This window comes from Neorhizobium sp. R1-B (genome assembly GCF_004368875.1).
In the GTDB taxonomy this organism is placed as follows: Bacteria; Pseudomonadota; Alphaproteobacteria; order Rhizobiales; family Rhizobiaceae; genus Neorhizobium; species Neorhizobium huautlense.
In genome coordinates this window covers 1-24,341 of sequence record NZ_SOEM01000002.1, presented here as the reverse complement: position 1 = coordinate 24,341, position 24,341 = coordinate 1, and the positions used below count along the sequence as shown (strand labels likewise).

Annotated in this window: 28 protein-coding genes and 1 tRNA gene; 13 read left to right on the top strand and 16 right to left on the bottom strand. The window is 60.0% G+C overall.

Going from position 1 to position 24,341, the window contains the following annotated elements:
- Positions 1-17: 17 nt before the first annotated feature.
- From acpS to EDE05_RS02835, 3 genes are all read right to left on the bottom strand, one after another.
- Positions 18-422 (bottom strand): holo-ACP synthase, encoded by a 405-nt coding sequence (gene acpS / locus EDE05_RS02845; RefSeq protein WP_105373745.1) that lies wholly within the window; start codon positions 420-422, stop codon positions 18-20.
- Between the two features lie 30 nt (positions 423-452).
- Positions 453-1,013 (bottom strand): DUF2062 domain-containing protein, encoded by a 561-nt coding sequence (locus EDE05_RS02840; protein WP_132410059.1) that lies wholly within the window; start codon positions 1,011-1,013, stop codon positions 453-455.
- Positions 1,014-1,232: 219 nt separating this feature from the next.
- Positions 1,233-1,388, bottom strand: a complete 156-nt coding sequence (locus EDE05_RS02835; RefSeq protein ID WP_105373747.1) for a DUF3563 family protein — start codon at positions 1,386-1,388, stop codon at positions 1,233-1,235.
- 255 nt (positions 1,389-1,643) lie between these two features.
- Here EDE05_RS02835 and EDE05_RS02830 point away from each other — a divergent pair, with 255 nt between their 5' ends.
- Positions 1,644-1,880 carry a hypothetical protein gene (locus EDE05_RS02830; protein ID WP_132410061.1) on the top strand — a complete coding sequence of 79 codons (237 nt, stop codon included), beginning with the start codon at positions 1,644-1,646 and terminating at the stop codon, positions 1,878-1,880.
- A 22-nt stretch (positions 1,881-1,902) separates the two neighbouring features.
- Here the strand turns inward: EDE05_RS02830 and EDE05_RS02825 are convergent, their stop codons facing one another.
- Both EDE05_RS02825 and rpoZ read right to left on the bottom strand, forming a co-directional pair.
- On the bottom strand, positions 1,903-4,116 hold the full coding sequence (locus EDE05_RS02825; protein WP_105373749.1) for a bifunctional (p)ppGpp synthetase/guanosine-3',5'-bis(diphosphate) 3'-pyrophosphohydrolase: 2,214 nt from the start codon (positions 4,114-4,116) through the stop codon (positions 1,903-1,905).
- Positions 4,117-4,266: 150 nt separating this feature from the next.
- Positions 4,267-4,674 carry a DNA-directed RNA polymerase subunit omega gene (gene rpoZ / locus EDE05_RS02820; RefSeq protein WP_105373750.1) on the bottom strand — a complete coding sequence of 136 codons (408 nt, stop codon included), beginning with the start codon at positions 4,672-4,674 and terminating at the stop codon, positions 4,267-4,269.
- A 287-nt stretch (positions 4,675-4,961) separates the two neighbouring features.
- Here rpoZ and EDE05_RS02815 point away from each other — a divergent pair, with 287 nt between their 5' ends.
- Positions 4,962-5,537, top strand: a complete 576-nt coding sequence (locus EDE05_RS02815) for an NYN domain-containing protein (protein ID WP_105373751.1) — start codon at positions 4,962-4,964, stop codon at positions 5,535-5,537.
- Between the two features lie 71 nt (positions 5,538-5,608).
- Positions 5,609-6,676: a trifunctional transcriptional activator/DNA repair protein Ada/methylated-DNA--[protein]-cysteine S-methyltransferase gene (locus EDE05_RS02810; protein ID WP_132410063.1), complete on the top strand. Its 1,068-nt coding sequence runs from the start codon at positions 5,609-5,611 to the stop codon at positions 6,674-6,676.
- A gap of 45 nt (positions 6,677-6,721) precedes the next feature.
- On the opposite strand, the gene arr is transcribed toward EDE05_RS02810, so the two are convergent.
- From arr to dapA, 5 genes are all read right to left on the bottom strand, one after another.
- The gene (gene arr / locus EDE05_RS02805) at positions 6,722-7,135 is read right to left on the bottom strand and encodes an NAD(+)--rifampin ADP-ribosyltransferase (RefSeq protein WP_132410065.1); all 414 of its coding nucleotides are present in this window, start codon (positions 7,133-7,135) and stop codon (positions 6,722-6,724) included.
- Positions 7,136-7,244: 109 nt separating this feature from the next.
- A complete protein-coding gene (locus tag EDE05_RS02800; protein ID WP_132410067.1) occupies positions 7,245-8,210 on the bottom strand; it encodes a YbhN family protein in 966 nt (321 codons plus the stop codon).
- Positions 8,211-8,273: 63 nt separating this feature from the next.
- On the bottom strand, positions 8,274-8,546 hold the full coding sequence (locus EDE05_RS02795) for a hypothetical protein (RefSeq protein WP_132410069.1): 273 nt from the start codon (positions 8,544-8,546) through the stop codon (positions 8,274-8,276).
- 73 nt (positions 8,547-8,619) lie between these two features.
- Entirely contained in the window at positions 8,620-9,096 is a 477-nt protein-coding gene (gene smpB / locus EDE05_RS02790) for an SsrA-binding protein SmpB (protein WP_105373755.1), read from the bottom strand.
- A gap of 121 nt (positions 9,097-9,217) precedes the next feature.
- The gene (gene dapA, locus EDE05_RS02785; RefSeq protein WP_132410071.1) at positions 9,218-10,102 is read right to left on the bottom strand and encodes a 4-hydroxy-tetrahydrodipicolinate synthase; all 885 of its coding nucleotides are present in this window, start codon (positions 10,100-10,102) and stop codon (positions 9,218-9,220) included.
- A 282-nt stretch (positions 10,103-10,384) separates the two neighbouring features.
- Here dapA and EDE05_RS02780 point away from each other — a divergent pair, with 282 nt between their 5' ends.
- Positions 10,385-12,424 (top strand): lytic transglycosylase domain-containing protein, encoded by a 2,040-nt coding sequence (locus tag EDE05_RS02780; protein WP_245505107.1) that lies wholly within the window; start codon positions 10,385-10,387, stop codon positions 12,422-12,424.
- A 288-nt stretch (positions 12,425-12,712) separates the two neighbouring features.
- Here EDE05_RS02780 and EDE05_RS02775 read toward each other — a convergent pair whose 3' ends face one another.
- From EDE05_RS02775 to EDE05_RS02755, 5 genes are all read right to left on the bottom strand, one after another.
- Entirely contained in the window at positions 12,713-13,738 is a 1,026-nt protein-coding gene (locus EDE05_RS02775) for a porin (protein WP_132410075.1), read from the bottom strand.
- Between the two features lie 175 nt (positions 13,739-13,913).
- On the bottom strand, positions 13,914-14,990 hold the full coding sequence (locus EDE05_RS02770; RefSeq protein WP_132410077.1) for a porin: 1,077 nt from the start codon (positions 14,988-14,990) through the stop codon (positions 13,914-13,916).
- Between the two features lie 406 nt (positions 14,991-15,396).
- Positions 15,397-15,487 (bottom strand) — tRNA-Ser (locus EDE05_RS02765).
- A gap of 170 nt (positions 15,488-15,657) precedes the next feature.
- Entirely contained in the window at positions 15,658-16,458 is an 801-nt protein-coding gene (locus tag EDE05_RS02760) for an HpcH/HpaI aldolase/citrate lyase family protein (RefSeq protein WP_132410079.1), read from the bottom strand.
- Positions 16,459-16,469: 11 nt separating this feature from the next.
- Positions 16,470-17,687: an FAD-dependent oxidoreductase gene (locus tag EDE05_RS02755; RefSeq protein ID WP_132410081.1), complete on the bottom strand. Its 1,218-nt coding sequence runs from the start codon at positions 17,685-17,687 to the stop codon at positions 16,470-16,472.
- Positions 17,688-17,968: 281 nt separating this feature from the next.
- Between EDE05_RS02755 and EDE05_RS02750 the strand changes: the two genes are divergently transcribed.
- The 3 genes from EDE05_RS02750 (at position 17,969) to EDE05_RS02735 (ending at position 20,695) form a co-directional block, all read left to right on the top strand.
- Complete coding sequence (locus EDE05_RS02750) at positions 17,969-18,322, top strand: hypothetical protein (protein ID WP_105371839.1); 354 nt, start codon at positions 17,969-17,971, stop codon at positions 18,320-18,322.
- Between the two features lie 324 nt (positions 18,323-18,646).
- Positions 18,647-19,507, top strand: coding sequence for a LysR family transcriptional regulator (locus EDE05_RS02740; protein ID WP_132410085.1), 861 nt, complete (start codon positions 18,647-18,649; stop codon positions 19,505-19,507).
- A gap of 78 nt (positions 19,508-19,585) precedes the next feature.
- A complete protein-coding gene (locus EDE05_RS02735) occupies positions 19,586-20,695 on the top strand; it encodes a pyridoxal phosphate-dependent aminotransferase (protein WP_132410087.1) in 1,110 nt (369 codons plus the stop codon).
- Positions 20,696-20,911: 216 nt separating this feature from the next.
- On the opposite strand, the gene EDE05_RS02730 is transcribed toward EDE05_RS02735, so the two are convergent.
- Positions 20,912-21,178, bottom strand: coding sequence for a sel1 repeat family protein (locus tag EDE05_RS02730; protein ID WP_112803583.1), 267 nt, complete (start codon positions 21,176-21,178; stop codon positions 20,912-20,914).
- A gap of 489 nt (positions 21,179-21,667) precedes the next feature.
- Here EDE05_RS02730 and EDE05_RS02725 point away from each other — a divergent pair, with 489 nt between their 5' ends.
- From EDE05_RS02725 to EDE05_RS02700, 6 genes are all read left to right on the top strand, one after another.
- Complete coding sequence (locus EDE05_RS02725) at positions 21,668-22,009, top strand: DUF2147 domain-containing protein (RefSeq protein WP_105371608.1); 342 nt, start codon at positions 21,668-21,670, stop codon at positions 22,007-22,009.
- A gap of 545 nt (positions 22,010-22,554) precedes the next feature.
- On the top strand, positions 22,555-22,779 hold the full coding sequence (locus EDE05_RS02720; RefSeq protein ID WP_132410089.1) for a hypothetical protein: 225 nt from the start codon (positions 22,555-22,557) through the stop codon (positions 22,777-22,779).
- A gap of 84 nt (positions 22,780-22,863) precedes the next feature.
- The gene (locus tag EDE05_RS02715) at positions 22,864-23,088 is read left to right on the top strand and encodes a hypothetical protein (RefSeq protein ID WP_105371610.1); all 225 of its coding nucleotides are present in this window, start codon (positions 22,864-22,866) and stop codon (positions 23,086-23,088) included.
- An 81-nt stretch (positions 23,089-23,169) separates the two neighbouring features.
- Positions 23,170-23,409 carry a hypothetical protein gene (locus EDE05_RS02710; protein ID WP_134099905.1) on the top strand — a complete coding sequence of 80 codons (240 nt, stop codon included), beginning with the start codon at positions 23,170-23,172 and terminating at the stop codon, positions 23,407-23,409.
- An 83-nt stretch (positions 23,410-23,492) separates the two neighbouring features.
- Positions 23,493-23,753 carry a hypothetical protein gene (locus EDE05_RS02705; protein ID WP_105371612.1) on the top strand — a complete coding sequence of 87 codons (261 nt, stop codon included), beginning with the start codon at positions 23,493-23,495 and terminating at the stop codon, positions 23,751-23,753.
- 84 nt (positions 23,754-23,837) lie between these two features.
- Positions 23,838-24,104: a DUF680 domain-containing protein gene (locus tag EDE05_RS02700; RefSeq protein WP_105371613.1), complete on the top strand. Its 267-nt coding sequence runs from the start codon at positions 23,838-23,840 to the stop codon at positions 24,102-24,104.
- Positions 24,105-24,341 lie beyond the last annotated feature (237 nt).

The following is a 24,341-nucleotide window of genomic DNA, read 5'->3' as shown; positions in this document are numbered from 1 at the left end:
GGCAACGGGGCGGACGATCAGCGGGCGAGAGGCCTCGCCTCGATGACCACGAAGGCCTGGGCATAAGGGTATTCGTCGGTGATGGTGATGTGGATGAGGGGTTCATGGTCCGCCGGCATCATCTCGGCGAGGCGCTCCGATGCGCCGCCGGTGAGCACCATGGTCGGCTTGCCCCCCGGAAGATTGACGACGCCCATGTCTCTCCAGAACACACCCTGGGCCATGCCGGTGCCGAGCGCCTTGGAGCAGGCCTCCTTGGCGGCGAAACGCTTGGCATAGGATGCAGCCCGGTTCTGACGGCGATCGGATTTCGCCCGCTCGATTTCGGTAAAACAGCGGTGGGTGAAACGCTCGCCGAACCGCTCGATCGATTTTTCGACGCGGCGGATGTCAATCAGGTCGCTGCCCATGCCGATGATCATGAAATTCTTCCTTCGTGCGCTCGGTCGCGTTTACAATGACTTGAGCGTTCCGGCCCGCGCCGTCAAGCGTTGCCTACGCCGGTCGCGGAAGCTGCGCACAGCCCAATAGGTCACGACATAGAAGAAAAGCCCCGAAAGCACCCCCGGCGGCAGCGATCCTATCAACATCGGCTCCAGGATCGGGCGCCAGAGCTGCGACAGGTCGAGGCGGTGGAAAAGCGCGCCGAGATCGAGGTGGTCATGGCCGGCAGCTTCGTTGCCGAGCATGACTTCCCCAATCTTCCAGGTGAGCGGCCAGATGATGGGACAGGTAATCGGATTGGCGAATGTCGTACCAAGCGCCGCGGCGATGACGCTTCCACCGAGCAGATAGGCGATCGGGATCGCAAGGAGCATGTGAAGGCCGAGAAACGGCGTCCATGCGCTCACCACGCCGATCGCAAGGCCGGCGGCGACCGCGTGCGGCGACCCCCCGATCCGCATCACCTTCAGGCGATAATAATCGAGGCTGCGGCGAAAACCCCTCGGCGGCAGAACGGCGCGGAGCAGTCTGTCACGAAATCCGAGCGGGGTGCGGCGGCGGAATGGCATCGGGCATTATCATCGTTCGGCGGCACGGGGCTAAAGCCTTCATGCCGCGGCAATCTTCGGAACAATCAACGGCCATAGCCGAAGCCGAAGATGATGGCGAAAGTTGGCCGCCCGTGATCGGGCATTGCTGCCGGAGCGATCTGAACGCCGGGCGCATCGTCTGCGGATGCGCCAATCTGCAAACCGCGCGGCAGTTCCGCGCGGAGGACGGGCAGGCTCTTAGAAGCCGGACTTGCGGAACATGCCGCGGTCGACCTGGCGCATCCGGTATTCGAGATCGATCCGGTCGCGGGCTTCGTTCAGATAGGCGACTTCGCGGTCCTGGGTGGTGGGGACGCGGAAGGCGCGGGCGAATTTGCGTACTGAGTCAAACATGATTGTTTCTTCTTTCTCTCTCATATTGCACTGCAACAATATAAGATGCGCGCTCACGTATTACCAACGCGACGAACGCCGGCCAGCCTTGCGCTGGGAGCATGGCGAAATGCTAGATCGGGTTGAAAAATGGGCAACAGAAATGAGGCCGTGCATTGGATATTCGACATCTCCCCTAAAAGTAGCGCCCACTCCCAATATAAGCGTCGTTGCGCTATACTGATCGGGCGGGGTCCAAAAGGAGGTGGGACTCAGGTGTTGACAATCGTTCTTGGATCAATCCTGTTCGTTGCCGGGCTGCTGTATCTGTTTCGCGGTGCCCTGGATCGCCGCCGGCTCAGCGAGCCGCACCGTTCCGGTCAGGCCGACGCGAAGCCGACCCTGGAACCCCGGCGCCAAGGCATCGGCTTCCTGAGCCTCAGCAGAAACTGGCCGGGCGTGGCCATGATGGCAGTCGGAGCCATTCTGCTGATTTCCGGAGCCTATGCCTGATTGTCGGCCTTAGCCGCGAATTTTAGTCATACACCCGCTTCAAGTTTGCGACGCAGTCGAGTTCCTTCAGCTGCAAGAGAAGCTGGTTGAGCTGACGCAGGTCCCAGACTTCGACCTCCATGCTGATCTCGGAAAAATCGGCGGCGCGGTTGCTACCCATTGCCAGCGTACGGATATTGACATCGAGACGGGCGATCGTCTGGGTGACCGTCGCGAGTGTACCGGGTTCGTTCAGCGTGTTGACCTCGATCTTGGCGGAAAACCGCGATTTGTTCGCCTCGTCCAGGTCCCAGCGGACATCGATCCAGCGCTCCGGCTGGTCATCGAATCGCTGCAGGGCCGAAGCCTGGATCGGGTAGATGGTGATCGCCTTGTCCGTTTCCATGATGCCGACGATGCGGTCGCCAGGCACCGCGCCGCTCGGCGCAAAGCGGACTTCCATATTGCCGGACAGACCGCGGATCGGCAGCGGATCCAGTCCGGCCTCGATCTCCTCCGGCGCCACGGCCCTCTGGTTCGGCAATTTGAAAATCATGCCGGAGGCGCTGCGCATGTTGAACCAGCCGTCATCGGCAGGCTTCACGGTAACGCGCTCATCCTTGTAGTCTGGGAAGACCGCGCGCAGCACGTCGAGCGAGGAGAGTTCGCCGCGTCCGACGGCGGCGATCGCATCCTCCACATCCTTATGCGCCAGCCGGTGGAGCGCCGGCTTCAATGCCTCGCGGGAAAAGACCTTGCCGGTGCGCTCGAAGGTGCGCTCCAGGATACGGTGCCCAAGACCCGCATATTGCTTGCGGATGGCCATACGGGTGGCGCGGCGGATGGCCGAGCGTGCCTTGCCGGTGACGACGATCTCTTCCCAGGCGGCCGGCGGCACCTGCACGCCCGAGCGAATGATCTCCACCTCGTCGCCGTTGTTGAGGCGGGTCACGAGCGGCATGATCCGGCCGTTGATCTTTGCGCCGACCGTGGTGTCGCCGATATTGGTATGCACCGCATAGGCAAAATCGATCGGGGTGGCACCGCGCGGCAGGGCGATCAGTTTTCCCTTGGGGGTAAAACAGAAGACCTGGTCCTGGAAAAGTTCGAGCTTGGTATGCTCCAGGAATTCCTCGGGACTGTCGCCTTCGGCAAGCGATTCGATCGTGTGGCGCAGCCAGGAATAGGCGTTGGATTCTCGCGGAAGGAGTTCTCCGCCCTTTCCATCCTTATAGAGGGCGTGGGCAGCAATGCCGTATTCGGCAATTTCCTGCATGAGCTGCGTGCGGATCTGCAGCTCGATGCGCTGGCGGGAGGGACCGACGATCGTGGTGTGGATGGAGCGGTAGTCGTTCTGCTTCGGATTGGAGATGTAATCCTTGAAGCGGCCCGGCACGACGCGCCACCGGGTGTGGACGATGCCGAGCGCGCGGTAACAGGACGGGATATTGTCGACGATGATGCGGAAGCCGTAGACGTCGGAAAGCTGCTCGAAGGAGAGCGACTTCGACTGCATCTTGCGGAACACCGAATAGGGCTTCTTCTGCCGCCCTTTGACATAGGTGTTGGTGAGCCCGTTGGCGATCAGCAGCTCGCGCAGCTCATCCTCGATCTTCTTGATCAGGCCTTCATTGCGCGCCTCAAGATCCGAGAGCCGCTTGGTGACCGTCTCGTAGGCCTCGGGATTCATATATCGGAAGGACAGATCCTCCAGCTCGTCGCGCATGTCCTGCATACCCATGCGGCCGGCAAGCGGCGCATAGATATCCATCGTCTCTTCGGAGATGCGCGCCTTCTGCTCCGCCTTCATATGGTCCAGCGTGCGCATGTTGTGCAGCCGGTCGGCGAGCTTGACCAGAAGGACGCGCACGTCGTCGGAGATGGCGAGCAGCAGCTTGCGGAGATTTTCCGCCTGTTTCGCCTTCTTCGATACCAGGTCGAGCCGCTTCAGCTTGGTGAGCCCTTCGACCAGCCGCCCGATGTCCTCGCCGAACAATTCGTCGATCTCGGCGCGGGTGGCGGTGGTATCCTCGATGGTATCGTGCAGGAGCGCGACGGCGATGGTCGACTCGTCGAGATGCATGTCGGTCAGGATGGCGGCGACTTCAAGCGGATGGGAGATATAAGGATCGCCGCTGGCGCGTTTCTGCTGGCCATGCTTCTGCATGGCATAAACATAGGCCTTGTTAAGGAGAGCTTCGTTGGCGTCGGGTTTATACTTCTGAACCCGCTCCACGAGCTCGTATTGCCGCATCATCCTGAAAAGAGTCCCTGATCCTCAAGTGGCCGACCGGCCCTGCCGAAAAGAAAATGGCGCGCCAACCGTCCGGTCAGCGCAGCCATCTTAAAACATTCAGACAGATTAGGGCGAGAGAATGAACGAAAACTTGCTAAGCGAGTGTTTCGCTTAGTAATCGTCGCTCTTTTCCGGCGGCACCAGGCCTTCGATGCCGGCAAGGAGCTCCTCTTCCGACATCTGGTCGAAAGTAACGGTTTCCGGAGCGTCCTCGTCCTCGTCGCGGTCGGATGCGACTGCAACCCCGCCGGCGGCGATCAGCGAAGCCGGATCGGGCTCCGGCTCGTCCACTTCGACGTGCTTCTGCAACGAATGGATGAGGTCTTCCTTGAGGTCGTCGGGGGAAAGCGTCTCGTCGGCGATTTCCCGAAGGGCGACAACCGGATTCTTGTCATTGTCGCGGTCGATCGTGATCGCAGCGCCCTGGGAAATCTGGCGGGCGCGGTGGCTCGCGAGCAGAACCAGCTCGAAACGGTTATCGACTTTGTCAATGCAATCTTCTACTGTGACACGGGCCATTGCCTGTCCTTTGGGTCATGGATTTTCGGAATTGATACGCCCGATACAGCCATTGCACGGCAAATTCAAGTTTTTCCTGACCACGCACTAGTTTCCTTCACCGATGACTCCTGGGGGCGACGGCCTGATTCAACCGCAAGCTGCTTGGATTATTGCGAATCGTGCCATAAATGACAGTTATATGAATAGTTCTTAATGTAGTGGATTATTCGGGAGGTTTGGTACACAAATATTGACCAAAGCTCTGCCTGCCAAGCAGGTTTATAAAAAAAGGGGATGGAGACAATATGTTTGACCCAAGGGAGAAGATTGCTCTCTTTATCGACGGCGCCAATCTCTACGCTGCCTCGAAAAGCCTCGGCTTCGATATAGACTATCGGAAACTTTTGAAGGCTTTCCAGAAGCGCGGCTATCTCCTCCGGGCCTATTATTACACCGCCCTCATCGAAGACCAGGAATATTCCTCGATCCGACCGCTGATCGACTGGCTCGACTACAACGGCTACAAGGTTATCACCAAGCCTGCGAAGGAATTTACCGATTCCATGGGGCGCCGGAAGGTCAAGGGCAATATGGACATCGAGCTGGCGATCGACGCCATGGAACAGTCCGAAACCGTCGACCACCTGGTGCTCTTTTCCGGCGACGGCGATTTCACCACGCTTGTGGAAGCCCTGCAGCGCAGGGGCCGCAAGGTCTCGGTCGTCTCGACCATGCAGACGCAGCCGCCGATGATCGCCGACGACCTGCGCCGCCAGGCCGACCATTTCATCGACCTGATGACGCTCAAGGCCGAAGTCGGCCGCGACCCCTCCGAACGCCCGGCCCGCCCGACGGAGCCGGCTGAACACGCCGATCTCTGAGCGAGCCGAAAAAAAGAATAGGCGCCCGTTTTTCGGCGGCGCCTTTTTCTGTTCCAGGTTAGAAAAGTGCCATGCTTTTCGAACGCCCAAACGACGACATTCTCTATGATGCGCTGGTTGCACGCGACGCAGCCTATGAAGGTTTTGCCTGGGCGGCAGTGAGGACAACCGGCATCTTCTGCCGCCTCACCTGCCCGGCCCGCAAGCCGAAGCGAGAGAATACCGCCTTCTACGATACGATCGCCCAATGCCTCGAGGCAGGTTTCCGCCCCTGCAGCCGCTGCCGCCCGATGCTCAAGCTCGGCGAGGCCGATACGATGGTGCTGCGGCTCATCCAGGCGCTCGATGCCGATCCGGAGCGGCGCTGGGGCGAGGACGACGTCGCTGCGCTTGGCATCGACCCTTCCACCGCACGGCGCGCCTTCAAGCGAAAGTTCGGCATGAGTTTTCTGGAGATCGCCCGACTGAGGCGAATGGGGAAGGCCGCCGAGACATTGACATCCGGTGCCAGCGTCATCGACGCGCAGCTGGACGCCGGTTACGAGTCCGGCAGCGGTTTCCGCAGCGCCGTGACCAAGCTCTTCGGAGCCGCTCCCGCTAACCTGCGCGACAAGACACTGCTCAGGGCCGACTGGATCGAGACGCCGATCGGTCCGATGATGGCGATCGCCGACCAGCATGCCCTCCACCTTCTCGAATTTTCCGAACGCAAAGCGTTGCCGGCGGAGATCCGGAAGCTTCAAACCTTCACTGGCAGCGGCATCGTGATGGGGCGGCATCCGCCGATCGATGAGATCGAGGCGGAACTCGGGGCGTATTTCGCAGGTGACGACCGTGGTTTCAGGACACGGCTTGCCGGCCATGGCTCCCCGTTCCAGCGGCAGGTCTGGACAGCACTCCGCGACATTCCGGTCGGCGTGTCACGCACCTATGGTGCGATTGCCGCCGAACTCGGCCTACCCTCCTCCACTCGGGCCGTTGCGGGCGCCAACGGAGCAAACCAGCTCGCCATCGTCATTCCGTGTCATCGGGTTCTGAGCGCCAACGGCAGCCTCACAGGTTATGGCGGTGGACTGTGGCGGAAGCGCTGGCTTCTCGAACACGAGCGGCGGATGATGGCCAAGAGTAGCCGGGCGTGACACTCTCAAGATATCGTCGAGAGCATCCGCTCTTCAACAGAACGATCAGTCGATGATCGTGTTGGCACCCTCTTCCGTCAGGCGGGCGAGCCCCTCCTTCATCTGCTCGATCTGTTCAGGCGAGTGCCCTTGCCACCCGGTCACCTCGCCGATAATCCGCAAGCGGTCGCGGGATCGATAGGACAATGTCGGATTGCCGGGAAATCTCTTGTCCGTCAGATTGGGGTCATCGACAATCGGGCCGATTGGCTCCACGACGTAGATACGTTGCCGCTCGCCGCCGGCCGCAAGTTCAGCTCCCCAGATCGCGGCATCCAAAGTTCCGGAGAAATAGACCCAGGACAGCGGGTCGGCGATGAAGTTTGACCGGTGTCCGACAACGATCAGCTCGCCAGGCTTCAAATCCGCCCGTGTTCCATGGAAGAAAGATCGAACAAACATCGTGGCGCTGGCTGCCATCTATGCAGGTTCCTTTTTCTGGTTGTAAGGGCGCTTCTGCCTTGCGGCTTCGGATTTGGCCTGATGTGATGATGTTAGAGATATCGGATACTGCAGTTCGCCGAAGCGATCAAACCGACGCCGGCCTGCTCGTCTGAAGCCCTTCCGCCGAAGCCCGCCTCGCCTTCCTGGCGCGGAATACCGCTTCGACGATCAAGGACAATGGCACCCCGATGAAGAACGGGATGAAGAAGTAGATCACCCGGAAGGCGACGAGCGAGCCGATGGACGCTTGGTCGCCCATCACATGCCTTACCGTCGCCTCCAGCACACCAAGCCCGCCCGGGGCATGGGTAATGATGATCGCCAGATTGGCGAGCACGAAGGCAGTGGCGGCCTTGAGGTAGCTTACATCCGCGCTGGCGGCCATCACTTCGCGAAGACAGGCCGAAACCAGCGCGAAATTGATGGTGCCGATCACCACCTGGGCGACCGCGATCTGCCAGGTCGGCATCTGGAATGTCCAGGACCGGATTTTTAACGGCGTGCGTACGAAAGCGGCAAGAGCGAGATAACCGGCGGTCGCGGCAAAGCAGGCGGTACCGATCCCGATCACGGCACTTTCGCCAATGCGCAGCACGGCCGCCGCGTCTTTCGGATTCACGACCATGACGATGCCGGAGAGGACCATCATGCCAATGCCGACCGTAACGCCGGAGAGCAGCACGATCTTGGCGACATCCTCGGTATCCATGCCCCAATGGGCGTAATAACGGTAACGCAAGGCGCCGCTGCTCAAGCCGGAAAGGCCGACGCTCTGGCCGATCGACAGGCTGATGAAGGAGGCGAGCGCGATCTTCGGATAAGCGAGATCGTTCTTCACATAGCGCACGCCGATCCAGTCGAAGCCGGTCAGACAGAGATAGGAGCCGAAGGCAAAACCGAGAGCGGTCAGCAGGTTGAATGTGGGGATCGCCGCTATGGATTCGGTGATGTCGGAAAAGGAATATTCGCGGAAGGTGTGATAGAGCAGATATCCAGCCAGGCCGAAGCCGATCACCAGGGTCATATAGGTCAGGATTTTTTTTCGTGTCATCGCCCGCTCGCTCACAGATGAAATCCAACGGGCCGGACCAGATTTTGTTCCTATCGCGCCGTCTCAGATCCGGTCGATGATCTGCGAGAACAAAGGGTCGTCGCGGTTATATCCACGGGCGGTGCTGCGAAAGACCTGCTCCGTCGCGGCAAGCTCTTCGATGTCGTTCACGTGAAAAAGCCGCCAGCCCGAACCGGTACCGGAGATCTGCCAGCCGCTTAGTGCCAGCTCGTCGTGACCCACATAGCCCAGAATATGCGGCCGCACCCGGCGCGTCACATCCTTGTAACGCAGTTCGATGACTCTCCGCCGGTCGATGACATCTCGAAAACGCATGATCCCCCTCGCATATCTCCCCCAACGGATGGGAAACGGCAAGGTTCACGGGATTGGCATGCCTTGGGACGGATCAGTTGGCCTTCAAAAGCCGCGACTTCTGCCGGTTCCAGTCGCGTTCCTTCTCCGTCTCGCGCTTGTCGTGCAGCTTCTTGCCCTTGGCGAGCGCGAGTTCGAGCTTGGCCCTGCCCTTCTCGTTGAAATAGATCTTCAGCGGCACAAGCGTCATGCCTTCGCGATTGATCGCTGCGCGCAGACGGTTGATTTCGCGCTTGGACAGCAGAAGCTTGCGGCGGCGACGCGGCTCGTGATTGAAGCGGTTCGCCTGGAGATATTCCGGCAGGTGCGAATTGATCAGCCAGATTTCCTCACCCTCGTCGGAAGCATAGGATTCCGCGATGTTGGCCTTGCCGTCGCGCAGGGACTTGACTTCGGTCCCCGTCAAAACCAGACCAGCCTCATAGGTATCGATGATTTCATAGTTGAAGCGGGCCTTGCGGTTTTCCGCGACAATCTTGTTTACCGTTCGCTGGCTGCCTTTGGGTGCCATGGGAGAACTTCCGATCCGCCCTTTATCTGAAAACAAATCCCCGCCCATGGGCGATGAGCGGGGTTCGGCCTCTATTTAATGCGCGGAAGGCAAAATGTGAAGCGGCGGAGACCGCTTTGCCTCAGTTCAGCAGGCCCGCATGGCGCAAGGCCGCGTCGATCGCCGCCTCCGTTGCCGGCTCCAATGTCGAAACGAGCGGCGAGCGGACCGAGCGGTTCATGCCGCGGGTCTTATGCAGACCGTATTTCGCGCCGCAGAGGCCGGGTTCCATGAAGATCGCCTTGTGCAGCGGCATCAGCCGGTCCTGGTATTCGAGCGCCTTGGCATAATCGCCGGCAAGCGTCGCGGCCTGGAATTCCGCACAGAGGCGCGGCGCGACGTTGGCCGTCACCGAAATGCAGCCGACGCCGCCATGGGCGTTAAAGCCGAGCGCCGTCGCGTCCTCACCGGAAAGCTGGACGAAATCCCTGCCGCAGGTAATGCGCTGCTCGGAGACCCGTTCGATCTTGCCGGTCGCATCCTTGACGCCGACAATGTTCCCGTGTGCCTTGGCGAGCGCGCCCATGGTTTCCGGCGACATATCGATCACCGAGCGCGGTGGGATGTTGTAGATGATGATCGGCAGCTTGGTCGCTTCGGCAATCGCAGAGAAATGCGCGATCAGCCCCTTCTGGGTCGGCTTGTTGTAGTAAGGCGTCACGACGAGGATCGCGTCGGCGCCAGCCTTTTCCGCGTGCACGGCAAGCTCTATCGCTTCCCGGGTATTGTTGGAGCCTGCGCCGGCGATAACGGGAACCCGCTTTTTCGCCACCTCGACGCAGAGCTCAACGACGCGCTTGTGTTCGTCATGCGACAAAGTGGGCGATTCACCGGTGGTGCCGACCGGCACCAGACCGCTGCTGCCTTCACCGATCTGCCATTCCACATGGGCGGCAAAGGCTGCCTCATCCACCGCACCTTCTGTGGTGAAGGGGGTGACGAGGGCGGGCATTGATCCCTTGAACATGCAAAAGCTCCCAATCGGCAGCCTTCCATTCTGCTGCCGTAATCCGTGACTATAAGGTCGCGCACCATAAAGCGGCGGGAAAGCGGCGACAAGCGCGAGCAGGCGGGATTTCACGCGGAATCTCATATAAGAAATCGCGCATTTTCATGGATATGGTAAGGTTTCGTTAATCTGCTCGGCGGCTAATAGGGGTTCGACATCTTTATCGCGAGTTACCGGATGAACAAGTCCGTTCTGACCGTTGCCACCCTGGGCGCCGTTCTGGGGCTTGGTGGCGCGGGCATGCCCAGCTTTGCCGCATCGCTTCCCGAAAACGTCGCGCCGCTTTCATTCGTGAAGCCCGAGAACCCGGCAGCCGTTCCGGTTCCGGCTGCCATGCCGACGCCCGACATTACCGGTGCCATTCCCCGCAGCGATCTGCGCACCGGGCGCCTGCAGCCGGCCACCGTGCTCAAACAGGGCCTGGACGCGCTGGCGGAGAACGATATCGCAACGGCACTCGCCGTTCGGAACGGCCTCTCCGAAGGCGCACTCGACCGGCATATCCTGACCTGGGCAATCGCCACCTCGGGCGCGCCTGGGGTTCCCTCGCAAGAAATTGCCGCAGCACAGCGGGAACTCAAGAGCTGGCCGGGCCTCAAAGGCCTCCGCGCCCACTCCGAACGCGCCCTCTACCGGGAAAACCCGCCGGCAAGCGCCGTGCTCGCCGCATTCGGCCCGACCCGGCCGGAGACCACGGAAGGCGCGATCATCCTGGCCCGCGCGCTCGCGGCCACCGGCAGGACCAGCGAGGCGGCACGTGCCATTCGCCAGATCTGGGTCACGGAGCTGCTCGACAAGCCGATCGAAGACAAGATCATTGCCGAATTTCCGACGCTGCTTTCATCCGCCGACCACAAGGCGCGGATGGATCATCTGATGTACAAAGGGCGGACCGCGCAGGCGAAACGCTTCAGCGAGCTTTCCAAGGCGCAATCGCTTTACACCGCCTGGTCCGCCGTCGTCAGCAACGCCAGGAACGCCGGCACGCTGCTTGCCGCTGTCGACGGATCCTGGAAGGACGATGCCGGATATCTCTTCGCCCGCGTCGAATATCTGCGGCGCCAGGACAAATACCACGAGGCGGCCGAGCTTCTTGACAAAGCACCGCGCGATGCGGCGAAACTCGTCGATACCACGGAATGGTGGAACGAGCGGCGCATCGTTGCCCGCGGACTTGCCGACCAGGGCGATTTCAAGCTCGCCTACAAGATCGCCGCTGACTATGTCGCCACCTCCCCCACCGATGTTGTCGACGCGGAGTTTCACGCCGGCTGGTATGCCCTGAGAGCGCTTGGCGACCCCAAAGCCGCCGAGACCCATTTCCGCAAGATCCTCAACGCCTCGAACCGGCCGCTCTCCGCCTCGCGTGCCTGGTACTGGCTGGGACGCGCTGCGGAACAGGGCGGCGCCGGCAGCGCCCAGGAATTCCTCACAAAGGCTGCCCATTATTCGGGGACATTCTACGGACAGCTTGCAGCGGCCCGGCTCGACGTCAAGACACTCAATGTTGCCTATCCTCAGCCGACTGCAGCCAATCGCGAGAGTTTCGAGAACCGCGAGGCGGTGAAAGCTATCGCGCGGCTCGAAGCCGCCGGCCACGAGAAACGCGCCGTGGCGCTTTATCGGGCGCTTGCCGAGGAGCTGACGAGCCCTGGCGAACTTGCCATGCTTTCGGCCCGGGCGGAAGCAAAGGACAACCACGCCCTCTCCCTGCAGATCGGCAAGACCGCTTTCGGCCGCGGCATCGACGTGGCGGCACTCGCCTATCCGATCGGCGTCATCCCTCAGGGGGCCAATATCGAGGGTTCGGGCAAGGCACTCGCCTATTCCATCGCGCGTCAGGAAAGCGCTTTCAACCCGGCTGCCATTTCGCCCGCCAATGCCCGCGGCCTGCTACAGATCCTTCCGGGCACGGCCCAGGGTGTCGCTAAGCGCCACGGGCTGACCTATGCCGCCCAGAAGCTCACCACCGATCCCGGCTACAACGCAACGCTCGGAGCCCACTATCTCGGCGAACAGATCGACGCCTTCGGCGGCTCCTATATCCTGACCTTCATCGCCTATAATGCCGGCCCGAAGCGGGTGCCGGAATGGATCGCCCGCTATGGCGATCCGCGCGGCAAATCGATCGATGAGGTGGTGGACTGGATCGAGCGCATCCCCTTCCCCGAAACGCGTAACTACGTGCAGCGGGTGATGGAGAACTACCAGGTCTACAAAACGCGGCTCGGCCAGAAGGCCGATATCGAGGCGGACCTGAGGCTTGGCAGACAAGGGTAAGCCTTCAAACCACTCGAAAAACCTGCTGCAGACGGCTAACGCCGCTCAAAACCCCGCTTGGTCCCGCGGCGCAATAGTGCCTGCGCTTCCGTTTGGAGCCGGTTCGTCGCCTACCGCCCAAAACGACGCGCGTGCTGTATGCCGATGCGGAAGGTAATCCGCTACGCTGCTTGAGAAGGCGCTTTCAGGTGAAGCGAATGGATCCAGCCCTTCTCGCAATCGTTACAGCCCAAAAACAGAAAGCCCGGCGCAATGGCCGGGCTTCCGAATGTCATCCGAAAGGTCGGATTAGAAGTCGCGCTGCAGGCGAACGATACCCTGAACGCTGTCGTCGTCGCCAACTTCCTGATAGTTGACAGCAACCTTGGCGTTGAAGTTTTCAACGATCTCGTAGTTGACGGTTACGCCGGCACCCCAAGCGTCGTCACCAAAGAATTCGCCATCGCCGGCAACCTGCGTGTTCCAGATGTACTGGGCTTCAGGAATGATTTCCAGCTTGTCGGTGGCCTTGAAGGCGTATGCGACAGCGACAGTTGCTTCGCCGCCGCCGTTTTCCGAACCGTAGTAGGCGTTGTCACCGGTGGAATAAACACCGGAGAGATAGAAGGTGCCCGGTCCGACGGCTACGGAACCGATCGCACGGACGGCGCCTTCTTCAGCACCGAAATCCCAAGAACCGAGAACTTCGAGCTTGGCCGGGCCGAGAGCAGCCTGAACCACAGCTTCTACGCCGACTTCCTGACCGGTAACCAGAGACAGTTCGTCGACCTGAACGCCGGCGGTAAAGGCTTCGCCGGTGTAGATGTAAGCGATCGAGTTCAGACGGTTCGAACCGAGGTTATCGAGTTCGCCCGGCAGGTCGTTTGCATCCCACCAGTTGAAGTAACGGCCGACCTTGAAGCCACCAAGCTGGATGTAGGCTTCGTTGATGTAGACATCGTTGGCGTTGCTCGTCCAAACCGTGTCATCACCGTAGTCAAAGCGGACAGACGCGACCGAAGTCAGCGTACCGAGTTCGGTGTCGCTCTTGGCGGTGAAGTCGAGCTGAGCGCGAGCGTAGGAATCCCAGTCATCGGTACCAGCGCCGCCGTCGTATACGTCTTCGCCGAAGCCGACTTCAAAACGGACGTAACCGCCGATCTTGAGGCAGGTTTCCGTGCCGGGGATGTAGAAATAACCGGTGCCGAAAGCATCGCAAACGCGCACATATTCCATGGGTTCTGGTTCTGCTGCAACAATCGCGTCTGCGGCCTGGGCGCCGGATACAGCCGCCAAAGCCGCTGCCGAACCGAGTAGAAGGCTCTTAATGTTCATTCTTTGACCTCCAGTCAAACTTCCAAATGTAATCCAGTCTGGCCGCAGGCGACCAAACAACTTAAGGCCGAAAAACGGCCTCTTTCCCCGGCTTAGCTCCCCAGATGGAGGCCTGAAGGCCGCCACTATTATAAAAAAAGACTCCCCCGAAGAGATCGGGGGAGTCCTTTCGTTATTAGAACGTACGGTCGAGACGTACGAAACCGCGCCAGTATTCGGTGACTGCGTTTTCGTTGTAGTCTACAGAGGTCTTGGCCGAGAAGCCTTCGACGATCTTGTAGTCAACCGTCAGACCAGCGCGCCATGCGTCGTCGCCCGTCCAGTCGCCATCTGCGTCGGTTTCGGTATTCCAGACGTAGGTTGCACCAGGAGTAAGGGTCAGCTTGTCATTGACCTTGAAGGCGTAAGATGCGGCCAGAGCCCATTCGCCTTCGTCGTAGTATGCATTGTAAAGCGTCGAGGAAGCGGCCCGGGGTACACCGAGACCAGACGACCATACAACAGCAGCCTGGAGCGTACCCGGACCAACCGCAGCCGAAGCGAGGGCGCGGATTGCACCTTCTTCAGCACCGAAGTCATATGCACCGAGGAGGTCGAAGGCTACAGCGCCGAACTTGGCGGAAACGATGGCTTCAACACCGACTTCCTGGCCCGCAGCGCGAGACAGTTCGTCAACCTGAACACCAGCAGAGAAGGTGTCGCCGGTGTAGAAGTAACCGATCGAGTTCATGCGGGTGGTGTTGCCGGAAGCGATAGCGTCCTGCTCGCCGTTCAGACCCTTATCCCAAGGGTTGTAGAAACGACCAACCTTGAAGCCGCCGAGCTGGATGTAGGCTTCGTTGATGTAAACAGCGTTGTCGTTGTTCGTCCAAACGTTGTTGTTGCCGTAGTCCCAACGGAGCGAAGCAACAGACGTCAGCGTGCCGAGCTCGGTGTCGGACTTTGCAGTGATGTCGAGCTGAGCGCGGCCGGTTGCATCCCAGTAGTCGTCATCGCCCAGAGCGAAGTCAACCGGATAAACGCCGGCGCCAGAAGCAGTCTGGCCGAGCTGCATTTCAAAACGGACATAACCGCCAATCTTGAGGCAGGTTTCGGTGCCCGGGATGTAGAAGTAGCCGGTGCCGAATGCGTCGCAAACGCGGACGTATTCCATGGGCTCCGGTTCTGCAGCTACGATGGCGTCGGCAGCCTGAGCGCCGGAGACTGCTGCGAGGGCAGCAGCGGAGCCGAGAAGAAGGCTCTTGATGTTCATGTTTGACCTCCAGTCAAAAGTTTCGTGTGGGTCTGGGTTCTTATTGCTGAAGGACAGCGTTCCCTGCCCCATCCCCGTCGATTACCAGAAGAAGGACGATCCACCGCCTCGCTTCCGAATGTGAAAATACAAGAGGAAGATGACCATGCAATCTGGAACTGCTGCCGGACGGGGTTCCGGGACCTGCTTCCGTAAAGTCTGTTGCTGAAAGGACACAAAGCCGCCGCCGGGCTGCCTCAAATTTTACGCTTCGTTAAGAAAGAGCTTATCCGGCAGGCACTTAGCGCACCTCAAAACCTGGAGAACAAGAACCGCGCACCACACCGCGGACAAGCCTCGATAACGAGTCGCAGCGGTCATCGAATACGGGGAATGGAGGGATGATTCCGGAGCGCCGGGCCTGGAATGGCGGAGAAGATGGGATTCGAACCCACGATACGCTTTTGACGTATACTCCCTTAGCAGGGGAGCGCCTTCGACCACTCGGCCACCTCTCCGTCGCCGGTCTAACTATGTCGAAGCCCCCGTGAATGCAAGGCTTTTGTGATACTGGGCCAAAGTTTTACATGGAGCAGCCACATTGCCGCTGCGGCGGCGATATCGACGAGCGGGCTGCCTTAAAGGGGATGGCGGGAGAATCGCGCGGTCATCCGCTACCCCGGGCTCCTCAGTAGCCGGAACGCTGTTTTGCCGCGCCGGCACCGCGCCCATAACGACCGGCGAGCGCTCCGAGCGCCGCTGAAAACTCCGTCACATCGGCGCCAACCGCCACGAATGTGGCGCCGAGATCGAGATAGCGGCGATTGAGTGATTCGCTGAAGGTGAGAATGCCGGCTGCCTTGCCGGCCTTCACGATCGCCCGAATCGCGCTCTCGATGACGTCCTGCACCTGCGGCGCCTCCATGCGACCCAGATATCCCATGTCGGCGGAGAGATCGGCAGGGCCTATGAAAACGCCGTCGACACCGTCGACCGCCAGAATGTTTTCGAGATCGCTGATCGCCGCCATGGTTTCGGCCTGCACGATGAGGCAGATTTCGTCGGCCGCCGTCTCTGCATAGTCGGGAATCGTATTGAACCCGGAGGCGCGGCCCACGGCGGCGCCCACACCGCGAATGCCGTGTGGCGGATATCGAACCGCACGCACCAGCTGCCTCGCCTGCTCCGCCGATTCGACCATCGGAACCAGGAGCGTGCGCGCACCGATGTCCAAGAGCTGCTTGATCATCCAGGTTTCGCCGACCGGCGGACGCACGACCACCTCCGACCGGGACGAGGAAAGGGCCTGCAGCTGCGCCATGACACTGCGCAGGTCGTTCGGCCCATGCTCGCCGTCGATCACCAGCCAGTCGAAGCCGGCCTTGCCGGCGATTTCCGCCATCAGCGGCTCGCCGGTATTGAGCCACAACCCGATTTGCTGGCTCCCAGCCTTCAGAGCCGCCTTGAATCGATTCGTCGGAGCGGGCATGGGCAGGTCCTTCAGGCGAGCATCTGCTTGAGATCGGCGGCAGGGTCGACCAGAACCGCTTTTGCGGGCTCGATCCCGGCTTCCAGCAGCTTCTTGCCGGTTACATAGGCCTTGGCGTCATTGATCGCGTCGACGGCGATGAAGCGTCCCTCGCGGAAATACCAGACGGAGAGGCTTCCCTCGCGCGAACCCGGCCGCACCAGCGTCTCGTCATATCCCATGTTGAAGCCCGCGATCTGCAGCTTCACGTCATACTGGTCGGACCAGAACCACGGCTTTGCATCATAGGGCGTGCTGCCGCCGGCCATGACGGCCGCCGCGGCCTCCGCCTGATCGACCGCGTTCTGTACCGATTCGAGACGGATCCGCTTGCCCTTCCAGGGCAGCATGGCGCAGTCGCCCATCGCAAAGACTGACGGATCGGAGGTGCGGGCGAACTCGTCGACGATAATGCCGTTGCCGACGTCGAGGCCGCAATCCTGCGCCAGCTGGTCGTTCGGCGTGACGCCAATGCCGACGATGACGAAATCCACCTCGATCGTACTGCCGTCGGAGAGCTCGGCCGCGCGCACCTTGCCGTTCTCGCCGACGAGACGATGGAGCCCGGTGTTTTCCCGGATAACAGCCCCGTGGGCCTGATGGATGGCACGCATCACGTCCGCCGTTTCCTTTGCTGCGACGCGCTGGAGGATTCGGTCGGCCATTTCGATCAGGGTTACTTCGAGGCCGAGATGACGGGCGACCGCCGCTGCCTCGAGGCCGATATAGCCGCCGCCTATAATAAGGAGCCGGCGACCGGGCCGCATCTCGCCCGCCAGGAGATCGGCATCGCGTTTGTCGCGCACCGTGTAGACCCCATCGAGATCGCCGCCGACGCTGGCGGGCAGCGTGCGCGGCGTCGAGCCGGTCGCAAGGGCGAGCGTATCGTAATCGAGCAACGCACCGTCCTGCATGCGTATGCGCTTTGCCTTGCGGTCGATCTCCTCGACATAGGTGGACAACAGAAGCTCGACATTGTTTTCCGGATACCAGGTGTGGGGCCGGAAGGTGAGCCTTTCGAAATCCATTTCGCCCAGGAGGTATTTCTTCGAGAGCGGCGGGCGCTGGTAGGGAATCACGTTCTCCAGGCCCACAATCGTGATCGGCCGTTCATCCTTCAGGGCGCGAAGCTTCGCCGCAAGCGCGAAACCCGCCTGCCCTGCGCCGACAATTACCAACCTGCCCGTCACGCTTTGCTCCCCACGCCGCTCATGCTTCGTGCTGCAATAGCAGCATCGATCCGAGCGCAAGGGGTATCGCCGCGACACCGAACCGTCAACAACGCGACATCGGCAATTACCCGCTTTCGCTTATCGAGTGCTCACTCCACCGGGAAAAGGCGTCGTCCAGAGGCGTCTGCGTCCGATTCCGGCGCTATTTCAGATGAATCGCTCGAATTTAATCTTTCTGTTTCAGAATGTGTCAGCGAAGGAGGAATATTGTGATGCCAGGAGTGAAGAAGGAGGGTTTCATGCCCTTTGTGATGGACCAGGACAAAAAACTAAAAGGCTCTCGCGAACAGGCTTTCGAAAAGTTCACGATCGACCGGCCCGGCAAGATCATCCTCGTCGGCCGTCACCTGAGCACCAAGAAGAGCATCCGTTGCCTGATCCGCACCATCTCACTTTACGGAGCCGAGTTGGAAATCAGCCCGCATCTGCAGGTACCGAACAATTTCTTCCTGGAAATCATCGGCATTCACGACGATATCGGCTGCACCGTGATCCGCCGGGAGGAAGAAAAGGTAACCGTCGGCTTCAATATGCTGATCGATGCCGAATTCCTCCACCATGTCGTGCGGCTGAGCTTCGAGATAAGCCACTGACCCTTGCGCCATTGCGGACGCCATCGTCCCGTTTCCGTCCGGCGCCGGACGTCAGCCGCGAAAGAGCGGGTATGGCCCAGAGGAGCCCTTGCCATTCGGCGCCTTCTAGCGGATCGGCCAGTGAATGCGGCCGGCGCCTGTCATTTTCGTGCTTCACTCTATTCCAAAGCGTTACCCAGTTGAGAAGCATAGGGACATCTCCATCTATAATGTGATGACGCGGAGCTAATGCTTTGCCGTCCCTCGTTGTAGACGCGTCGACGAAAACCATCTTTCATCCGTGAACGATGGGAGGATCGCTGGTGACGCCATAGGGTGCCTTGCATGACGGAAGCGGACTGGGACGATCTGAAGCTCTTTCTCCATGTGGCGAACGAAGGCGGGCTCAGCGGTGCCGCGACCCGAACCGGGATCAGCGCGCCGACGATCGGGCGGCGGATGCTGGCGCTCGAGCGTACCACCGGCCGGACGCTCTTCGTGCGCAGCCAGCAGGGCTACCGGCTGGCGCCGGATGGAGAGACCTTGCTCGAACACGTTCGCACGATGCAAAAAACCGCAGACAGCATCGCCGATTGGAAGGGTCAGGCTTTCGCCATGCCGATCGTTTCGATCGGCGCGGATGCCTGGCTTGCCGGCTTTGTGGCGGACCATTCACCGGAGATCAGATCCAGGGAGGACCGTTTCCGGCTCTGCTGCAAGTCGCTCCACAAGCGCATGGACTTCACCTATCGCGAGGCGGATGTGGGAATCGTCGGGTATCGCCCCGAATCCGGCAATATCGCGATCCGCCGCTCCGTCGCCGTCAGCCATGCGGTCTATCGAGCACGCACGCTTGCCGGAGAACCCGACCTTCCTTGGGTATCGCTCGGCACCGAAAGCTCGCATGCGCCGGCCGACAAATGGGTCTTCCAGCACCATGAGGCCGAGATCCGCACCTGGACCAGCTCGCCGGAGCTGCTGCTACGCCTCATTGCAAGCGGCAATGGCCAGGGCGTTCTCCCATGTTTCGTCGCCGATTCGGTTGCCGGGTTGGAACGGGAGGGCGATATCATTGCCGAACTCACCCATACGATATGGATCGTAGCCCATGACGACGACCGGCACCGGCCAGAAGTTCGCCAGGTGATCGAGAGGCTCGGCACGCTTTTCAAACGGGAGGAGAAAACTTTTGGCGGCGAGAGGTGACAATTAGGTCACAGCAGGCTTGCGCCTTACCGATTCGCTCCTATTGTGTGCCGGCTTTAGAAAACCGGAACTTAGTTCATGCCCGCATTCTCACGTTTTACGCCGCTGATCAGCGCACTGCCCGCCACCGTTCCCTTCGTCGGGCCGGAAGCCATCGAGCGCAATCGCGGCCTTGTCGTGAAAGCCCGCATCGGCGCCAATGAAAACGGCTTTGGCCCGGCGCCTTCGGTTATCGAGGCGATATGCGCCACGGCCGGCGAAACATGGAAATACGCAGACCCGGAAAATTTCGCACTGAAACAGGCGCTGGCGGCCCATCTCGGCTGCAAGGCGGAAAATCTGGCGATCGGCGAAGGAATAGACGGCCTTCTCGGACTTATCGTCCGCATGGTAATCGAACCCGGCATGCCCGTGGTCACCTCATTCGGGGCCTATCCCACCTTCAACTTCCACGTGGCCGGCCATGGCGGCCGGCTGATGACAGTTCCCTACGTCAACGACCGCGAAAATCTCGACGGGTTGCTGGAGGCGGTCCGCCGCGAAAATGCGCCGCTCGTCTATTTCGCCAATCCCGACAATCCGATGGGGAGCTGGTGGGACGCGGGCAATATCGTGGAGTTTGCAAAGGCGCTGCCTGAAACCTGCCTGATGATTCTCGACGAGGCCTATTGCGAAACCGGGCCGGCCGACGCAATGCCAGCGATCACCGATCTGATCGACCAGCCCAATATCATTCGCACGCGAACCTTCTCGAAAGCCTACGGCATGGCCGGCGCCCGGGTGGGCTACGCGATCTCCACGCCCGGCACCGCGCAGGCTTTCGACAAGATCCGTAACCATTTCGGGATGAACCGCGTCGCCGTCAGCGGCGCGATCGCGGCGCTCAAGGACCAGAATTACCTGCTCGACGTGATCGGTAGGATAAAGGCATCCCGAGAGCGCATAGCCCGCATCGCCGAGGCGAACGGACTGATGCCCCTGGCATCCGCGACGAATTTCGTGGCGATCGACTGCGGGCGCGACGGTGCCCATGCGCGCGCTATTGTCGACGGGCTGATGGAACATGGGGTCTTCATCCGCATGCCGGGCGTCGCGCCGCTCAATCGCTGCATCCGCATCAGCACCGGCCCGGAATCGGACATGCTGCTTCTTGAAGAGGCGCTGCCGAAGGTGCTGCAGAACCTCTGAGGCCCTGCCCAACGACGCTCGATACGCGCCTGGAAAAATGGAACAAGGCCGCGCCGGCCTTGTTTCTGCCGGTCGCGGTCTCGATTTTCGAGCTTCGGCTCCCTGTTCAGGGCCGAATCCCCCATCCCTCATTGTTCTTCCGCCGGCCATCTTGCGTGGCCCATCCGGTCCTCATTTCATCTTCGTCCGGTATTCACCCGGCCGGTCAACCGGCGTTCAGTGCATCGTCATCCATTCGCGGGCAGCGCGAAGGGCTTCGGCAAGCTGCATTTTGCTCATCGTCCGAGCAAGATCGGCACGCAGCTCGGCGGCGCGCTCCGACCCCTTGATCGCAGCGATGTTGAGCCATTTATGAGCGGAGACAAGATCGACCTCGCAACCACGGCCGGTCGCATACATGAGGCCCATATCGCAAAAAGTATCGGCGCGGGTTTCGCCACCCATGGTGGCCATTCCGGAATTGTGCATTTCAAAGCGTGCCATCGGTTTGATCCCTGTTAAAGCCTGTCATCTTCTTCTGCCCTGTTTCCATCGGGATCACCGTCTTCAAGCGGCTCTTTTCGATCCTTTCGGCCGGCGGTTTGCCCCGCTCGTTTTGTTGGACCCACTATCCCGCAAACCTTCCAAGAGACGCCTAAAAAGCATGCTTAACTTGCGGAAAACAAAGTTCAAATAGTTGGTAAACTTGGCTTTTTGTTAAGCATCAGATGGCTTGCATTTTAAGGATTCCGCGAGGATTTTTACGAAATGTTGAGAAATTGATTTAAACCCCGCGCTAACCACGAATGCCATTCACGTGTGGGCCGGCATCTAAAATTCATGCCGCAAGTCCTCAAAAATGGCCCGCGAACGAGGCTATTTACCTTTACGTGAGCGTAAGCTAAGTTTTTGCAGCTTGCGCAGAGGAGCGCGGCGTCGAGGAGCGTTGCCGCGGGATCGAGAAGCCCGACCGGCCGAGGAGGAGGAGAATTCATGACATTGGGAAAACTGGTGCTCGCCACTGCGTTTGCACTTGCTGCCACAGCGGCTCTCGCCGCCGAACCGATCGAAGGCAACTGGAAGACGGCAAGCGGCGAGACGGCGGTGATCGGCAAATGCGGGAGCGCCTTCTGCGTAACCTTGAAAACCGGGAAGCACGCCGGCAAGCAAATCGGCCGGCTTGCCGGTCAGGATGGCGAGTACAGCGGTCAGATCACCGACCCTGCCGAAGACAAGACCTATAGCGGCTCCGGATCGGTCTCTGGCAATTCACTCAAGATGAAGGGCTGCGTCCTCAAGATCCTCTGCAAGTCGCAGACCTGGACGCGTCTCTGAACAAGAGGCGGTGTGGTGTATTTCGAATGGCCGCCGCGACAATCGTGGCGGCCATTCGTTTTAGGGTACAAGAGTTGGCGATATTTTTTGCTGCGACGCATCATCAAAAGGCAGGGTGATCACGAAAACGGCGTCGCATTTTCGGGCCGGGAGCGGCAACAAGCCGAGGTCACAGTTTTGTGAAACGCTTAATTAGGCACAAAATGCGGGATTGAGCCGCTGAAAAGTCAAAACTAAAAACTTTCTACAGCCATGAGATGTGGTTCGTTAAATTTCATTTATGCATCTGATTTTGCTATTTAAAATCATTAACATTCTGTAATTAAAACGATTAATCATCCAGGGCAGAGCAAATTCTCTGTCTGGATACCCTCTATGCGAGCATTTCGCAGGTGCGAAATTCCATCGTCAACATTTCATTGACAGTAGTATCCCAAATAAGGGTCTTCCGGATCGAACCGATCGGTCCGATATGAACATCGCAAACAGAAATTCGCTCGGTCCCAGCCAAGGCCGGACTGAGAATAGATCTAAAGGACAAGACAATGAAGACCATCACTTCCACTTTCGCCGCAGCCCTTATCGCTTCGGCTTCCTTCACAAGCGTCGCTCTCGCTGAGGGCGATTATTATGAAGGCGCAACCAAAGCCGCTTCCGTCGATCATATCCAGACCGGCAGCGTTGCCCGGGACGGCCAGCAGACCGGCAAGGAAATTCAGCCTGCCTTCGAAGCCGGCGATTACTACGACGGCGCAAACCGCCCGAACTAAGCGCAGCTCATTCAAGATACCGAAATCAAGCCCGCGGCCAGGTCGCAAACTTTCGCCAAGGGCAACTCTGAAGGGACCACCACAATGACCAAGATCACTTCCGCTTTCGCCGCAGCCCTCATCGCTTCGGCTTCCTTCGCAAGCGCCGCTCTCGCTGAAGGCGATTACTACGAAGGCGCAACCAAGGCCGCTTCCGTCGATCATATCCAGACCGGCAGCGTTGCCCGGGACGGCCAGCAGACCGGCAAGGAAATTCAGCCTGCCTTCGAAGCCGGCGATTACTACGACGGCGCGAACCGCCCGAACTAAACAACTATTCAAGATACCGAAACCAAGCCCGCGGCCAGGTCGCAAACTTTACGTCACGGGCACTCTGAAAGGACCAAGACAATGACCAAGATCACTTCCGCTCTCGCCGCAGCCCTTATCGCTTCGGCTTCCTTCGCAAGCGTCGCTCTCGCTGAAGGCGATTATTACGAAGGCGTCCAGAATCCCGCAGCCGTCCAGCACAGCCAGTCCGGCAGCTACGGCTACACCGGCTCGATCTCCCGCGCCCAGGGCGCCCAGGCCGACGCCGCACAGGTCGTCGACAGCGGCGACTACTACGCCGGCGCGAACCGCCCGAACTAAATCAACTCATTCAAGATACCGAAACCAAACCCGCGGCCGGGTCGCAAACTTTTCGCCACGGGTACTCTGAAAGGACCAATACAATGACCAGGATCACTTCCGCTTTCGCCGCAGCCCTCATCGCTTCGGCTTCTTTTGCAAGCGCCGCTCTCGCTGAGGGCAATTATTATGAAGGCGTCTTGCCGCCGTCCGCCGGCGAACAGCATCCGGCCGCTCACGGCGCGCAGAATTCCGCCCACTACGGCTATACCGGCTCGATCTCCCGCGCCCAGAGCGCCCAGACCGACGCCGCGCAGGCCATCGACAGCGGCGACTACTACACGGGCGCAAACCGCCCGAACTAACCGCAACGCATTCAAGATACCGAAACCACGCCCGCGGCCTGGTCGCAAACTCTACGTCACGGGCACTCTGAAAGGACCAATACAATGACCAAGATCACTTCCGCTCTCGCCGCAGCCCTCGTCGCTTCGATTTCCTTCGCAGGTGCGGCTCTTGCCGACGGCGATTACTACCAGGGCACGCAGAAGAACGTTCCGGCTGCTTCGGCTTCGGTCGACGCCACCCGGACCGGCAGCATCCGGGCCAACCGCAATGAAGGCCAGCTGCTGTTCAGCAACGGCGGCAGCCGCGACAATCGCGCCAGCGATCTCGACAGCGGTGACTACTACGACGGCGTGAACCGCCCGAACTGAGCTTTGGATGCAAGCCAAGAACGATCGCCGCACAGACTACAGGCCCAAGATCACAGGGCGTGCGGGATCAAAAAAAGAATGGCATGAAATCGGGATAGGGGGGAGCCTATTGGCTCCGCCCCTCCCACACCACCCGGCATGCGGGTCCGCACCGGGCGGTTGGAGCAGTTGAGGTCGTCAGGCCCGTAGTTCTCCCGGCCTGGCGCCTGGGTTTGCTTATTCTGGTTCGGCGGATTT

What these genes read in the sequence shown, in the direction of transcription:
- EDE05_RS02760 (WP_132410079.1), bottom strand. Translation starts at nt 16,458, where the DNA reads ATGCCCGCTCCGACGAATCGATTCAAGGCGGCTCTGAAGGCTGGGAGC.
- EDE05_RS02700 (WP_105371613.1), top strand. Translation starts at nt 23,838, where the DNA reads ATGACCAAGATCACTTCCGCTCTCGCCGCAGCCCTCGTCGCTTCGATT.
- EDE05_RS02810 (WP_132410063.1), top strand. Translation starts at nt 5,609, where the DNA reads ATGCTTTTCGAACGCCCAAACGACGACATTCTCTATGATGCGCTGGTT.
- acpS (WP_105373745.1), bottom strand. Translation starts at nt 422, where the DNA reads ATGATCATCGGCATGGGCAGCGACCTGATTGACATCCGCCGCGTCGAA.
- EDE05_RS02735 (WP_132410087.1), top strand. Translation starts at nt 19,586, where the DNA reads ATGCCCGCATTCTCACGTTTTACGCCGCTGATCAGCGCACTGCCCGCC.
- EDE05_RS02780 (WP_245505107.1), top strand. Translation starts at nt 10,385, where the DNA reads ATGCCCAGCTTTGCCGCATCGCTTCCCGAAAACGTCGCGCCGCTTTCA.
- EDE05_RS02720 (WP_132410089.1), top strand. Translation starts at nt 22,555, where the DNA reads ATGAAGACCATCACTTCCACTTTCGCCGCAGCCCTTATCGCTTCGGCT.
- smpB (WP_105373755.1), bottom strand. Translation starts at nt 9,096, where the DNA reads ATGGCACCCAAAGGCAGCCAGCGAACGGTAAACAAGATTGTCGCGGAA.
- EDE05_RS02730 (WP_112803583.1), bottom strand. Translation starts at nt 21,178, where the DNA reads ATGGCACGCTTTGAAATGCACAATTCCGGAATGGCCACCATGGGTGGC.
- dapA (WP_132410071.1), bottom strand. Translation starts at nt 10,102, where the DNA reads ATGTTCAAGGGATCAATGCCCGCCCTCGTCACCCCCTTCACCACAGAA.
- EDE05_RS02770 (WP_132410077.1), bottom strand. Translation starts at nt 14,990, where the DNA reads ATGAACATCAAGAGCCTTCTTCTCGGCTCCGCTGCTGCCCTCGCAGCA.
- EDE05_RS02840 (WP_132410059.1), bottom strand. Translation starts at nt 1,013, where the DNA reads ATGCCATTCCGCCGCCGCACCCCGCTCGGATTTCGTGACAGACTGCTC.
- EDE05_RS02800 (WP_132410067.1), bottom strand. Translation starts at nt 8,210, where the DNA reads ATGACACGAAAAAAAATCCTGACCTATATGACCCTGGTGATCGGCTTC.
- EDE05_RS02725 (WP_105371608.1), top strand. Translation starts at nt 21,668, where the DNA reads ATGACATTGGGAAAACTGGTGCTCGCCACTGCGTTTGCACTTGCTGCC.
- arr (WP_132410065.1), bottom strand. Translation starts at nt 7,135, where the DNA reads ATGGCAGCCAGCGCCACGATGTTTGTTCGATCTTTCTTCCATGGAACA.
- rpoZ (WP_105373750.1), bottom strand. Translation starts at nt 4,674, where the DNA reads ATGGCCCGTGTCACAGTAGAAGATTGCATTGACAAAGTCGATAACCGT.
- EDE05_RS02740 (WP_132410085.1), top strand. Translation starts at nt 18,647, where the DNA reads ATGACGGAAGCGGACTGGGACGATCTGAAGCTCTTTCTCCATGTGGCG.
- EDE05_RS02715 (WP_105371610.1), top strand. Translation starts at nt 22,864, where the DNA reads ATGACCAAGATCACTTCCGCTTTCGCCGCAGCCCTCATCGCTTCGGCT.
- EDE05_RS02815 (WP_105373751.1), top strand. Translation starts at nt 4,962, where the DNA reads ATGTTTGACCCAAGGGAGAAGATTGCTCTCTTTATCGACGGCGCCAAT.
- EDE05_RS02825 (WP_105373749.1), bottom strand. Translation starts at nt 4,116, where the DNA reads ATGATGCGGCAATACGAGCTCGTGGAGCGGGTTCAGAAGTATAAACCC.
- EDE05_RS02705 (WP_105371612.1), top strand. Translation starts at nt 23,493, where the DNA reads ATGACCAGGATCACTTCCGCTTTCGCCGCAGCCCTCATCGCTTCGGCT.
- EDE05_RS02710 (WP_134099905.1), top strand. Translation starts at nt 23,170, where the DNA reads ATGACCAAGATCACTTCCGCTCTCGCCGCAGCCCTTATCGCTTCGGCT.
- EDE05_RS02795 (WP_132410069.1), bottom strand. Translation starts at nt 8,546, where the DNA reads ATGCGTTTTCGAGATGTCATCGACCGGCGGAGAGTCATCGAACTGCGT.
- EDE05_RS02775 (WP_132410075.1), bottom strand. Translation starts at nt 13,738, where the DNA reads ATGAACATTAAGAGCCTTCTACTCGGTTCGGCAGCGGCTTTGGCGGCT.
- EDE05_RS02835 (WP_105373747.1), bottom strand. Translation starts at nt 1,388, where the DNA reads ATGTTTGACTCAGTACGCAAATTCGCCCGCGCCTTCCGCGTCCCCACC.
- EDE05_RS02750 (WP_105371839.1), top strand. Translation starts at nt 17,969, where the DNA reads ATGCCCTTTGTGATGGACCAGGACAAAAAACTAAAAGGCTCTCGCGAA.